General features: G+C 42.8%; 7 protein-coding genes. 1 reads left to right on the forward strand and 6 read right to left on the reverse strand.

Features of this window, described 5'->3' with window-relative positions; translation table 11 throughout:
• Positions 1-13 precede the first annotated feature (13 nt).
• From M2444_RS08395 to M2444_RS08415, 5 genes are all read right to left on the reverse strand, one after another.
• Complete coding sequence (locus M2444_RS08395; protein ID WP_094869525.1) at positions 14-796, reverse strand: carbohydrate ABC transporter permease; 783 nt, start codon at positions 794-796, stop codon at positions 14-16.
• 63 nt (positions 797-859) lie between these two features.
• The gene (locus M2444_RS08400; RefSeq protein ID WP_094869471.1) at positions 860-1,759 is read right to left on the reverse strand and encodes a carbohydrate ABC transporter permease; all 900 of its coding nucleotides are present in this window, start codon (positions 1,757-1,759) and stop codon (positions 860-862) included.
• Positions 1,760-2,052: 293 nt separating this feature from the next.
• Positions 2,053-3,435, reverse strand: a complete 1,383-nt coding sequence (locus tag M2444_RS08405; protein WP_280786707.1) for an MATE family efflux transporter — start codon at positions 3,433-3,435, stop codon at positions 2,053-2,055.
• Between the two features lie 18 nt (positions 3,436-3,453).
• Entirely contained in the window at positions 3,454-3,885 is a 432-nt protein-coding gene (locus tag M2444_RS08410) for a MarR family winged helix-turn-helix transcriptional regulator (RefSeq protein WP_094869473.1), read from the reverse strand.
• 170 nt (positions 3,886-4,055) lie between these two features.
• The gene (locus M2444_RS08415) at positions 4,056-10,310 is read right to left on the reverse strand and encodes an S-layer homology domain-containing protein (RefSeq protein WP_280786708.1); all 6,255 of its coding nucleotides are present in this window, start codon (positions 10,308-10,310) and stop codon (positions 4,056-4,058) included.
• Between the two features lie 330 nt (positions 10,311-10,640).
• On the opposite strand from M2444_RS08415, the gene M2444_RS08420 reads away from it, so the two are divergent.
• On the forward strand, positions 10,641-11,651 hold the full coding sequence (locus M2444_RS08420; protein ID WP_280786709.1) for a LacI family DNA-binding transcriptional regulator: 1,011 nt from the start codon (positions 10,641-10,643) through the stop codon (positions 11,649-11,651).
• A gap of 89 nt (positions 11,652-11,740) precedes the next feature.
• Here the strand turns inward: M2444_RS08420 and M2444_RS08425 are convergent, their stop codons facing one another.
• A complete protein-coding gene (locus tag M2444_RS08425; protein ID WP_280786710.1) occupies positions 11,741-14,671 on the reverse strand; it encodes an insulinase family protein in 2,931 nt (976 codons plus the stop codon).
• Positions 14,672-14,792: the final 121 nt, after the last annotated feature.

A 14,792-nucleotide genomic window follows, 5' to 3' on the forward strand; every position in this document is an offset into this window, starting at 1 on the left:
ATTTTGACTTTTATTATCCTTTCACACCGCCGAGGGCAATCCCCTCAATAACCTGCTTCTGACCAAGAGCAAAAATAATCAGCAGCGGCAGTATTGCGGACACCGCACCAGCCATCATAAGGGAATAGACATCCCCGTATTGGTCCCCAAACAACCTAATACCTAACTGAATAGTAAACAGTTCTTTAGACTTCAAAAAAATGAGTGGATACTGATAGTCGTTCCAGGTCCAGATAAAACGTAGAATAGCATAAGTAGCAACAGCAGGACGGATCAGCGGAAAGGCAATTTGTAGAAACGAACGAAAATGACCTGCTCCATCTATCCGCGCGGATTCAAGATACTCGTTGTTTACCCCCATAAAAAATTGCTTGAGCATAAACGCACCAATAATACTAAAACTGTTAATTAAGATCAACCCTAAATGTGTATCAATCAGATTCAACCAGTTAAACAGCAGAAACTGCGGAACCAGCGAAGCCTGTGGAGGAACCATGTAAAGGGCCAATACAACTATAAACATTGCATCTCTACCCGGAAAACGCAGCTTGGAGAACCCGTAAGCCGCCAATGCGCATATCAGCACATTAATTATAGTCGTAGCCAACGTAATATAAATGGAATTTCCGTAATAACGAGCGAAATCACCGGACCAAACCTGTTTGTAATTTTCAATAAGATTCCACTGCTGAGGCAACCATTCTATTGGAAAATTAAACACATCTTTCTCCAGTTTAAAGGAAGTGGATAACATCCATAGAAAGGGTAAAAGAAATGCGATACCTAGCAGTCCCATTGCGATTGTCCAGATGGTTCTGGATAGAAGCTCTTTTCTCACTGTAATTTCTCCTTTCCGCCTTTAATAATTGACCCATTTTTTTTGCGCTAACATCTGCAGGGCTGTAATGATCAGGCAGATGAGGAACAGGACAAGTGCCATGCTAGAAGCATAACCCGTCTTCAATTGATTGAAGGCAGTGTCATACAGCTCATAGACAATAACGGTCGTGGAGTTAGCCGGTCCGCCCTGTGTCAGTACTTGTATGAGATCAAAGATTTTAAAGGAGCCGATGACCCCTGTAACCAGCAGGAAAAAGGTAGTTGGCGAAATGCAGGGAACCGTGATGTTGCGGAATTTCCGCCAGACATTGGCACCGTCAATATCAGCCGCTTCATAAAGATCCTTCGGAATACTCTGTAAACCCGCGATAAAAATAATAATGTTGTACCCGAGCTGAATCCAAATCTGGATCATCATCAGCGACGGCAGCGCATAATGGATATCAGCCAGCCATTTGGGTGGAGAATCCCATCCCAGCGACATCAGAAATTGATTGACAGGCCCTAGGGAAGGGTGAAACATAACCTGCCAAACCATAGCGATGGCAACTACACTGGAAATGTAGGGAAGGAAGTAAATCACTTTAAATAAATCCTTCAGGAAAACCTGTTTATCAATCAGGATAGCTAACAGCAGAGCAACGATGATCGTAACCGGTACTGTAATAATAAAGAGCAAATTGTTCAGCAAGCTTTTCATAAAGGCATCATCATGAAACAGCCTTATGAAATTATCGAAACCCGCGAACTTAATCCCCCCTAGACCAGCTACAAAGTTCCAGTTCGTGAAGCTTAATAATAGTGAACCCAGGACAGGGATCAAGGTCAAGATGATCAGCCCCAACATTAGTGGAGTGACGAATAAATACCCAGCGATCGCTTCGCGCGTATCCATTTTAAGATGAAATTTTCGTATCATAATTCTCCTCCTTTACTTATCCCTAATTGTAGAAAAAGTAAGCATTGATCATAAGAACTATAATTGTTCATTTTGGAACTAATTTTACCGATCCTTCGGTCATGAAACCTTCTAGATAACCAAGTATAAACACCTTTAGCGTCCTTATAAGGACGCCAAAGGTGTTTATACGAGAAATATAAGACATAAAGTATATTGTAAAACTTATACTTTTTTATATTTGCAAAAAAAGCGCGAGCCACGCTCCCGCCATCCACTATATTTCTATGCTTTTACGTAAAGCAAAGCTTTTGTTACACCGACGCAACCTCTACAATATCTTTTCCATCCCCACCCGTGCTTTTAAGCTTTTTACTAAAAATGATAAACAAGATGACACCCATCAAGCTCGTTATAACTTCTGTTATGGTCATTGACCAGATCACGCCATGAAGTCCAAAGACAGAATGTAACACGATAATCATAGGGATAAACAATACGCCTTGTGTGATGGCCATAATGTTAGTTGGTATCCCCTGTCCGGTCGCTTGAAAAACACTCATAAACAAACCTGTAAAACCATTAAATAAAGCAGAGATTAACATGGCTACCAAAATATAAGTTCCCATACTTAACACGGAAGGGTCATTAGAGAAGAAATGCAAGATCGTTCCTCTAAACAAAAACACTAGACCTACAAAGACAAATGCAATGCCTCCGATATAGGCAAAAGCATGTTTAATCGTTGATTTAAGTCTCGCCATATTTTGACTAGCAAAGTTAAATGCAAATAGTGGAATCAAACCTAAGAATAAGCCCATGGATAAAAATTCCGGAACTTGCACAATTCTTAAGGCTACACCAAATCCAGCAACCACATTCTCTCCATATTGAATCGCGAAGTTATTTAACAAAAGCGTGCTCACAATCACAAAACTAAATTGCAATAACTCCGATACTCCTATTTTGTATACTTCTAATTGATCTCGTACAGATATCTTGAAATGCTTCAAAAATCCCCTTAAATGCTCACTTTTCTTTTCTAAAAAATACACATAATAAATCGCGGAACCCACATTCGCTAAAACCATCGCCAACGCAGCACCTGCCACATGCCACTTCAGCACAAGAATAAAGAGTGGATCAAAAATTAAACTTAAAGCCGTACTGATGAAGATCCCGTACATCGATTCTTTGGAGGCACCTTCGGAACGGACTAGCTGTTCCAAGGCAAAATTAAGCACAATGGCGAATCCACCGGCGAAAAGAGTCAAAGCATAAGCCTTAGTAAAGGCTAGAGTAGCAGCATCTGCGCCTAGTAATCGCGTAATTGGATCCATCGCTAACATCGCTAGTAGAGCAATAAGAATACCCACTATAATGCTTCCATAAAAAGTGTATCCGGCAACCTTCTTCCCCTTCTCCGTATCCTTTTGCCCCGCTAGCCTTGTAATAAATGTTCCTCCACCAACGCCAAGCATATTCCCAAAGGCCATTAAGACTGTGAAAATGGGTAGACCCAGCGTAATGGCAGTCAGCATACTAGTATTGTGGAGTAACCCAATGAAATAAGCATTGATTACATTATAGATGGTACCTACAGACATCCCGATCATCATAGGAATGGATAAATGAGCTATTGCCTTCTTGATCGGCGCCGATTCTAAATAATATTGATTGGAGACTTCGGTTTCCATGATTAATCCTCCGAACGTTTATAGACTTGAATTAACTTTTTGTAGTAAAGACTTTAAGGTAGCTGTTTCTTCCGGACGTAGTGTTTTTGTAATGCTTGCTTCTACCTCAGAGAAAATCTCATTGAACTCCTCGACCAAAAGCGCACCCTTTTCCAAAACAAAAATACTCTTCTGCCGTTCATCATTCTCAGGTGTGACACGCTTGATATAGCCTTTCTTTTCTAACCCTTGAAGCATACTGGTGATACTCGCTCCTTTTCGATTAAAGACTTCCGCCAAATCCTTTTGGATCACACCTTTTTCTTGATGCTCAAAAATATAGCCAATCATGCGTCCTTGCTGAGAATTCAGCCCTAGCTCATTCAGCCTGGCATCAGCTGTACTTTTTAGTTTCATCCCGATCTCTCGAATCAAATTAGAAAATGGTGTGTTTTCAACGGGTTTTCTCATTGTTATTTCCTCCGCATTCGCATTAGTTAGAACTCTAAGTAACATCATTATCATAATAGTTAGAACCCTAACTGTCAAGGTTCTAACTAAATTAAAAAAACTCCTCTCCAGCACCCGTCGAGTAGACAGGTACTGAAATGGAGTGCTATAGATGATCCTTTATAGTTTCCTTATCGGTTCAATAACTTATAGATCATAACTGCTCCCTGCGCACGTGTTGCTTGGGCGCGAGGTGCAAAACTACCGTCGGTAAATCCTGTTAATATCTCTGCTTTTTGCATAGCACTGACTGCTGCCTTGGCGTACTCAGAGATGAGATTTCCATCGGTAAAATTCACTTCTCCACCCTCAAAATGAGTTCCTGCCAATTGGGCCGCTCTATAGGTCATCACCGAAATATCTTGTCTTGAAATCGGATCATGGATACCAAAACTGCCATCTGGCTTGCCTTCCACAATGCCGAGCACTTGTGCGGAACCAATATAGTCCGCATACCATGCGTCTGCCTTAACATCTGTGAAGCTGCTTGAGGTACGCTCTACCTTGAGGTTCAAGGTAAGCATTAGCATTTTCACAAACTCTGCACGTGTCACTGTAACATCAGGATTAAATCTGGACTCCTCTGTCCCCTTCACAATTTCTCTTGCTGCCAAGGCCTCGATACTCGCTTTTGCCCAAGCCAGCTTTTCGATATCTCTGAAGGATGACCCCGCATAAGCCGCAGCATAATAGCTGAAATGATTCGTTTCAAACACGATTGCCTTTGCTTGTGCATCATATCTGCTGTGTCGAATCACTTCCACATTTCCAGCATCATTAATGTAGTAGGCAACCATATTCTCGGGCTTCTCATCGTTGTTGATTGTATATGGCAAGGCCAGGGTTAGTCCGTGCTTCGCCTTAAAGATCTTAATCGTTGTTCCATCTACCTGAAACGTAAAGTCTAGTACAGGATTCGAACCAAACTTCTTCTGCATCGCGCCAGAAAGCTCAGAGGGATTTGCTAGTCGTACGGTCAGCGTAAGTTCTTTACCATGATCTCCAATAAGCTCCAATAACTGCTCTTTGGATAGCTTCACTGAAGCAAGACCTATATTCAGCGTAAGCTGTTTCAGATCACCTGTTGCAATGGAGCCTGCAATTTCTTTAGCTGGTAGTTTAACGGTTACTGTATTGAAAGGAAGTTCAGAAATCACCTGAATGGTTAAGTTTCCATCCACGATTGTTTTTACACCCTTCTGGAAATCAGCCTCAATTACTTTCACTACACTCATATTCGGCTGTAACGCCATTTCAATCAGCCCTGTCTTAATCGTCGAATTAGACGTTTGTGACCCCTTGTCATTGTCATGGATATTGTCATTCACAGCTGGTGGTGCGGTGATCACGGAAGCTGCAAAAACCTCTATTTCCTTCTTCAGGTCCACCAGCGCTTGATCTACTTGTATTTGAGAGATTTGATTATTGCTCGCAACGACCTGTGCTAGTTGGATCGCCTGATTTAATCTATCCACCGCAGCTTGCGAATATTGCCCTGGTACAGTCCCTACTACAGCTGCCGCTACCTTAGCTTGAGCAACATCTATTATTGAGATTAATGACGATTTATCTACAGACAATTTATTAATCCGTACCTGATATAGAGGTGCGGCAGACAGCTTCATTTCGCTTCCATCTAGATCGCTCACTAAAACATTCACTGGAGCTATAGAACTTGTAGTGTTCTCAGCAACAGGCTCCGTCTGGAAAAGTATTTTCAGTAAGTCACCTGTCTCCCTAGGAATAAAAGATGGGTCTGTGCTCGTTAGCTGAACCTTTACAATGCCAGATTCATCCGTTTGCGTATCAACGCTTACCCCATCGATCAAGGAATCCACTTGAACAAATTTCAAATGCGCTGGGTCATAATTGAAAGTCACTTCTTTCAGATATACACTTTCTCTTACACCCACCAGCTTAAACGTTAAATCTAAAGACTGGCCTCCTGTAACTTCTGCGGATCCCGTTAGAATTCCCAGCGGTTCTTTAGTAGCCTGTACTGTTAAGTTAAGCAAGGCGGCCTGATCTTCGAACTCTGCCTTAATCTCTGCGCTACCTGCTGAGATTGCTCTTATCAATCCCGTATTAGATACAGTTGCTACTTCTGAATTACTACTAGTAAACTTTGCTTCAGCGGTAACATCTACCGTTGTATTATCATTATAGTTAGCTATCAGCCTCATTTGTTGATCTGCTTCACCCAAATACATCGTAGATGGCCCAGTGATAGACAATGAGGTCAACGTCTTGTCGGTAGAGGGTTCAGCTGGAATACCATCTGTGGCATATTGTGCAAAAAACAAATCGTCAAAATAATATACCCCTGGATTCCATTCACCGAGTGAAATACTTGTAATCTTCGAGAAATCGAGTCCATTGCTCACTATTTTTCTCAGGTTTATTGACACCTTTGTCCATGTCCCGCCTATGCCCGCATTCTCTGTCCAGCCATCTGCGATGACACCATTCGCATCTTGCAAGACAACATTGACGGTGTTCCCCTTCTTACTCATATCCTTTACATAAAAGCTAAGATAATCATAACCGGTTGAATCAAAGAAACTTCCTTCTTGAGGCAGCAAGGTTACGTTACGATCTGACCGACCTGGATACCCACCTTCACCCGTAATTTCCATCCGTACACTCGATATCCCATTTGAATATGGTGGGTGTTCTTTCTCTATAGTTGTTGTAGTATTGCTGCCAGCGATCACAGCAGCTTCAGCGTTATCCTCCAAGTTCTGATACCATTTCGTAATTCCCATGGGATTAAGCACTGGCAATGGATCATTCTCATAGGTCGTAAGATAAAAATCATCCACATAATAAACACCGGGTTGACTGAGTTCAAGTCGAATCTCTTTAACAGAAAGGTTGTTGATTCCTTTAACAACAGAACCAAGTGGCAGGGTTAATCTCGACCAGCCATCCTTAACGGCTGTTTCGCGAGCTATCCCGCTCCAGGATTTCCCGTCCGTGTCGACTAGCGTAACGCCCACCGGAGGTACATTCCCTTGATCTGCTTTCATATACAAATTCAAATAATTAGCATACGTCAAGTCTTTGGAGAACATCCCATCTGCAGGTGCTACTGCCAAATAGGTAGAATCCGTTACGGTCCATTGAACAGATTTCATTCCATTCACATTCGCAGATTCTTTCGAAACCACAGCTTTGCCGTTAGGCCCAACGGAATAGAAATTCCCCGATTCAAAGTTCTGATAGAAATCACTTAGACCTACAGGTAGGGGCTCTACAGATTTGTTCGTATATCGACCATAACGTTCGGATAAAATATCCGTTAATTTTTTCTTGTCCTCCCGGTTCATATGCATCAGACCCATGGATTGAATATGTCCTCCATCATCGTCCACATTAGAGTACCAGTTGAAGGCTGTCCACCAAGCCGCTCCGCTGAATATACCGTTCGGATTCGGAGTGCCATCCTCATTTACCGTTGCTTTACTAGCGAAGGCATTAAAGGTTGAATTAAAGAATTGCACTTGTTTATCACCTTGCGCACCATCTGGACCGGACCAATAACCATACTCTGTAGCAAGAATCGGCTTATCCGGATACATCGCATGCAGATCTTCTATGGATTGTCTCGTTTCCATATCTGCATTTTCACCATAGAAAATCCCATAATACATCGTCATTCCGACGATATCGGCAACCGTATGGGTGTTATCGTCCTGCCCCATGTATTTGTTGGATACTGCAGATTGCGCAACTAATCTAGTCCCATCAATCTCATACGCAGTATCGTATAAATCTTGGATATAGTTAATTCGCGTTAAATTCCCGCCTGATTCATTTGTCGTTCCATCGAACCAAACCGAAGGTCTGTTATAGTTGCTGTAAATCATTTCACTGAACATTTGCTTAGCCATTCCAGTTTGTCTTGTACCGTTAAATCCATCATCGGAGAACCAGAAGGCCGGGATTTCCTGCCAAACGGCTAGTCCTAAACGATCCGTATACATATACGAATTGATATGACTCGGTAGATGGCCCGTTCGCACAAAGTTTGCGTTAAATTGATTCTTGATGATCGAGAAGTCCTTATAGAGTTCCTCATGTGTTAAGGAAGGTCCTTTATCAAAGCTGTCTTCGCTTCTACCCATACCTACTAAGAACGGTGCGGGCTTCCCATTAAGCATAATAATTGCGCCTTCTGTGCTCAATGTGCGAATCCCAAATTGCGAATAATAGGACTCAGACGTTCCGTCTGCCAACTTCTTTGTAACTTTTAAAACATACAGATTAGGTTCTGCTGGACTCCATAATTTCGGATTAGGTACCTGCAGCTTCAAATGAGCCAATCCAGCCGATTCAGCCTTGACTCTGACAGACTGTACTGTCGAAGCTACAGCAGCCCCACTGATCAGATCCTCGGCGAAATCACTGGATTGATTCGAATCCGTTAGCTTGGCCTCAAACACCTCATAAGTTAAATCTACATTAGCGTCTGATCCTACTCGTTTATTGTTTAGAATGGTCGAGATATCCAGATCCCCTTGTGCATTAAGCGGTTTAATATCACTTCTCACCACATACACTTCATCAGAGGCTTCCAGATAAATATCACGTAACACACCGGTATAGTTGAACCAGTCTGACTTCACATAAGGCAGGATTTCACCTTTACTGAAGAAGTCCCATTTCGGATTGTCTACCCGTACGGCAATTACATTATCCTCACCGTATTTTAATAACGAACTGACATCGAGTCCAAAAGGGGTATAACCGCCAGCATGGCCACCCGCATATACTCCATTCACCCACACGTCCGCAAAATAGTTAACGCCCAAAAAGGATAACTTCACATTTTGCCCGGCCCAAGATGCATCGGGTTCAACATGTTTTCGGTACCAGACTGCGCCTTGATAATCTTCAAAGGAGTCATTCTCAGTGACTTCCTTATCCGCTCCCGGCTTCATTCGGTCATTCTCAGGCATAGGTAACGTTTTGTTCCCCCAAGTGGAGTCGTCGTATTGCGCAGCGAAGCGATTCCCACTTTCAGCTTCGATAGCGGAGATGCCTGCGGCGTCTCTTGGCGCTGCCGATAATGCTGAATTCACAGTTACCCGCTGCTTACTCCATTCCCCGTTTAAAGACAGATAATCACGATCCTTCTGCTTTTCAAATGAAGCAAGAGGCACTCCATTCTGATAAGGAATTAAATCCGCTCCCACGGCCCTATAGACTAGCGTAGTAAATCCAAAACCTGGAACTTGAGCGGTGTCACTAGATGCAAAATAGAGTTCATCATAATAGTAGGTCCCTTTTTGAGTTGAGCCTAATTGGATACCGTTAATCTGTTTAGCATTGATTATGGATTTATCAAGATTCACCACCACACGCTTCCATTGATCCTTCAGCGTGAGTGTATCTATGGCTGGAGTCCAACTCTTCCCTCCCACATCTTTGAGGGTTACGTTAACCGGATTACCTCCGACAGCATCGTAAACATAAAAGATCAGGTATTCATAATTTGTAGCATCAAAATGTTCCCCAAAATTGTTCGAATCAGCAGGATCTAAAGATGCACCTAACAACTGCGGCGTAATGGTCACATGATGCGCAGATTGAGCTTGGCTACTTTCTGCAATGGTTACTTTGAGGCTGTTCTTTCCATATTCATTGGAAGATAACGTATCTACAGTGGCTGTAACTCCTGAGGCTTCCACGAACCCTTTTTTGTTCTCAAAGTTCTGGTACCACTCTATCTTTACCTCTGGTTTCTTACTAATAAAACCCGGTAAGATATCTTCCTTATTCATCGCAAAATACATATCGTCAATATAAAGTGTATGCTTGTCCCATTGGCCGATGGTAACTTTCGCCACCTTGCTTAAATCCAATTTACTTGCAGAATCAAAAGAACTAAACGGCACAATAATTTTTGTCCACTCTCCACTGACGGATTTATCGTCTGTCCAGAGATTTGTTGTCCGACCATTTGAATCCGTTAGCGTGAGCTCCATATTTCCACTTTTCTCAATATCCTTTATGTAATAAATTAAATATTTATAAGCACTTACATCCATAGAGGACCCGTTTCCAGGAATGATGTCAACATAGTTCTGCGTATTGTTTGGCCAGTCCCCCCCAGTCGTAGATACCATTTTCATGCTCGTATTGCCATTCTGGTTCGCAATGTGATCTCTATTTTTCTCAGCAGTTACCGTCGCTTTTGGACTTGAAAAACCATTGCCCAACTCGAAGTCTTGGTACAGCAGAGTATCTGAAGAAAGAGCTGTACTAACTGATGTATTGTCTTCTTGCGGCATAGCAGCAGCTTCAGCAGGCGTAGAGAAATAAACAAGATTCCCGGCTAAAATAGTAATAATCAAAAAGAGCAGCATACTTCGCTTTTTCACGTGATATCCTCCACATTCAATTTTGTAAACGATTGCAAAACTTAATTATTTAGAGTCATCTACTGATAACTCCATCACCACCTTTAGAAATTATAGAAACTCTATCTTTATATTTCATGAAATCGATTTCATAAAAAACTGAAAGTCATACCTTTCAAAAATGATACCGCAGCCAATGGTTAATCTCACTCTAAACTACGTCTTCTGAGGAATCCCTATCCCTCTCTAGTCTAAATAATAAGATGAAGATCACCTTGAAATCGTTTTCATGATAAATTATAATCATATTATAAATTGATTGTCAAATCATAATTCAGAAAGTGGAATCAAATGGATATTAAAATAAGCGATGTAGCGGCAAAAGCCGGTGTCTCCCCTGCTACAGTTTCCCGAGTCTTAAATGGTATCGTTCACGTCAATCCTGAAACAAAGGAAAAAGTACTTCGAGCGATCGATGAATTACACTACCATCCTAATGCTGCCGCCAAAAATTTACGTAGTCAAAAAACCTCAACGATTGGTATCATAGTTCCGGATATTAATTCGGCCTATTTTGCTCAGATCGTTAAAGGGATTGAGAACATGGCTTATGCCAGAAAGTATAAAGTGATTATTTGCGATGCTGAGAATTCAAAGGAAAAGGAACTGGAATATCTAACCTTTTTAACAGATCGAACGGTAGATGGCATGATCTTAAATACCACCCAACTTAGTGAAAAGGAAATTATTGATTTTGCTGAGAAGGGCTATAATATCGGGGTCATTGGTAAGCATATTGAGCATGATTTAGTTCCCTGCATCTATACAGATAATGTGAAAATTTCTAGAACCGTTATAAACCATTTGGTACAAAATGGCCATAAGGATATTGTGTATTTAAATGGATATCCCGATTCCACAGACAGTTATGAACGTCTAGATGGATATCTAAAAGGATTAAGCGAACACCAAATTCCCTTCCGGCCAGAGCTTATTGAGAATGGTAATTTCAATGAAGACAGCGGTTATGAGGCCATGACGCGTCTACTATTAAAAGGAATTTCTTTCACCGCTGTATATGCGGCCAATGATGAGATGGCGTTAGGTGTCTATAAAGCCTGCCGCGAAAAAAATCTGCGGATTCCTCAAGATATAGCAATCGTTGGTGTCGATAATAACCGAATTAGTAAATACCTGACGCCCACGCTGAGTTCAGTAAATCAGCCCATATATACAATGGGTGCGCTCCTAGTTGAGAAGTTTATTGATCAGATGAAGCAAAATGAATTTCAGGGTAATAGAGTCTTTAAATTGGATTCCGAGCTCATCATTCGTGAGTCTTCGGATTATGTTAGAAAGTAGAACAAAAACACCTCCAAAGATGGCCTCATGTTTAAGTCTAACGACATGATGCCATTCTCTTGAAGGTGTTCAGTAATTCATACCTCTTGTTACTTCACAAGCTCCTCTAAACTTCCGAATAATGCTTTTGACGATTTCAGCTTTGAAGCATTGCCGACCACCGTGAAATAATTTTGTTCCGTCACAGCCTTAAGTAAATCGGTGTACTGTCTGATATCTTCCGGTGTTGTCGACAAGATTTCATCCCGTTCTTGCTGCATCTCGGCCTCCATCACCTGTTCAAAATAATGTCTGTCCGCCCGCCGTCCCTGTGCACTGGGACTCAGCGGCTGATCCAGCATGGACAAGGTGCCGATAATTGCTTTGGTCATCTCGTCGGAATCTGCTTCATATCCCTCAACAAAGCGGTACGCCTGATCATAAACCTCCAGCGTCTCCTGCAAATTCGGATCACGGTAGGAAGTGAACATCATCATCCCATCTCTGCGCAGAACCAGGTTCCCGCCATACGCACCACCCTTCACACGCACGGCATTCCACAGATAGGTAAGACTCATGATTTTCTTGAGCACCTGCATTTTCCCTGAATATGTGAATCCTAGTTTAGTAAAGTCGTATCCCTTAACCACATATTGCACCTGGCTGGAAGACATGAATCCTTCATTGTCCGCATGTCCCTGCGCCGTAATCTTAGGCCTATTTACTACTGGCCGATCCTGGATACCCAGCTTCGCTGCATTAGCGACGAATTCTTCATACAAGTCAGGTGTTCCCGTCACGCTGATGATCAGATTGTTTTTATTGAACAAATCCCCACAAATGTCCTTCAGTATGTCTGCTACTTGAGCTCCCTGCTGATCGAACGTCTCGGCAAGCTCCCGTATAAAGCGGTAATAAGTAACGCCGCCCTGTTGTTCCTGATATGCTCCCATATCCGAGAAATAGGACATCAGGCGGCTGGCCGCAATCTCATTCCCTCTTTGATTCAGAATCGATTCCATCTGCGAGGCTTCCCGGCGGACGATTTCCTGCAGCTTAGTCAGATTGTCGAGCGCACTTGTATAGAGTATCTCTCGCAGTAGGTCCAGTGATTCACCAATATGCCCCGCCATCACCTTCACCAGCGCAGAGAATTTAGGCTGATAACCCGCCCCCGCAGCTTTTGCAGCGCCAAACAGCTCATTTCTGAAAGTTATGCCCCCGGTTTTGATCCCGATTTCACTGGTGAGCTCTTTAATAGCGTAAGAGGCAGTCTCCATTTGGCCCAATACCTCTGCCAATAGCACCAAATAAGGAATTCGTTCAGGAGCTATAGCACCCGTATCCCAATAAAACTTGCAGTAGGCAATCTTATGGGTAGCTACCTCATGGTGGATCACCTTTATGTCCTCATGGGTTTGTTCATGGGTCGGCACCTGAGGTTCTACGCTGCGGTTAATATCCTGTAAAGACAAGCTTGGTAGCTTCTGTAAATCTTCGGCTGCATCCGCACGACTCTGCCGCGCCAGAAGATGCTGTGTACTCTGAACAAGCTGCTCCAACTGATCTGGTTGCAGTGACGCTTTGTATTCACTCAACCGATGCTGAGTGGATGCTTCCTTTTCCGCTGCGATCGTCTTGGACGGGTTCAGTACCACCACACTGCAATGATCACTGTTCAGCAAATAGTCCTCAATCAGCTTCTCAAAATAACGGTCCGCAAGCTTTTCCCGAATGGCCGTGAGCACCTCTTCATAGCACATGTGAGTAGTCGGCTGACCGTCATAGAGCCAGGACTTCATCACTTCGATATTGTAAGTAAGCCCCTTCGGATACTGGTTAAAGTCCGCTTCCCGCAGTTCAAATTCCTTACTGTTGACCGCTGCCAGCACCAGCTTCTCATCTAGTCCGTCCTCCGCCAAACGCTTTAATGTAGTCTTCACCAGCTCCACGAAGGCATCTTTGGAGGAAGCATTGGAATGCGTCAGCGTAATACCAAGCAGCGGTTGAACCATACTGTCGGAATAAAAAGCAAACGCGTCTTTGCCCAGTCCGCTTTCGAGCAAGGCTTGCTTGAGCGGAGCTGCGTTGCTGTCCATCAGCATGCTTTTTAAAATATCAAAGGAGAGGTTCAGCTCCCGATCTGTAGACTCTCCAATCACATAATTTAGACTCAAATAAGTTTTGTCTGTGGCTGCTTCTGCTTCCAGAATCGGATAATCTGCTACCAGCTCCGTCATTCCAATGGGCTGTTGTAGGGGAATGGAAGTATCGAAGCTGTTATGTTCATAATGACTGAGATATTCCTGGTCTATAAATTGCAGCTTTTCTTCAATATTAACGTCTCCGTAGAGATAAAAATAACTGTTGGACGGATGATAATAATTGCTGTGCGCTCTAAGAAACTGCTCATACGTTAGCGCAGGAATCTCCTGTGGATCTCCACCTGAGGAATGGCGGTAAATCGTATCCAGATATAATGATTTTTTGATTCGGTCCATCAAAACCGTAGTCGGCGAGGAATATGAACCCTTCATCTCGTTATAAACCACGCCTTTATAGATTAACTCATCTTCGGAATGCTGAAGCTCGTAATGCCAGCCTTCTTGCTCAAAAATTTCTTGTTGCTTATAAATATTCGGTTGAAAAACACTATCCAGATAAACCTCCACCAAATTGGAGAAGTCCTGATCGTTCCGGCTCGCTACTGGATACATCGTCTTATCCCCAAACGTAAATGCGTTCAGGAACGTCTGCATTGAACCTTTCAGTAGTTCTACAAAAGGTTCCTTGACCGGATATTTCTCTGAACCACATAATACGGAATGCTCCAAAATATGAAAGACCCCCGTACTATCTTCAGGCGGGGTCCTGAAGCTTATGCTAAATACCTTGTTGTCATCCTGATTCTGCACGAACAGCAGCCTGGCGCCGCTCTTCAGATGCTCCAGCGTGAATACGTTGGATTCGTTCTCCCGGATAAATTCCTCATTAACGACCTGAAATCCATAATAAGTGTTCCCTGTGATCAAACGGCTCATAGATTTCCCTCCTCTGTTTAGGGATATGATAACTCTACATGAGCTTATCATATCCCTGGGCGATTATTCCATCAGAAGAAGATCTCCGGGATTAATTTCTGGTTCACATAAAACAAGACCA

Source organism: Paenibacillus sp. PastF-3, assembly GCF_029893135.1.
GTDB classification, from domain to species: domain Bacteria; phylum Bacillota; class Bacilli; order Paenibacillales; family Paenibacillaceae; genus Paenibacillus_AQ; species Paenibacillus_AQ nitricinens.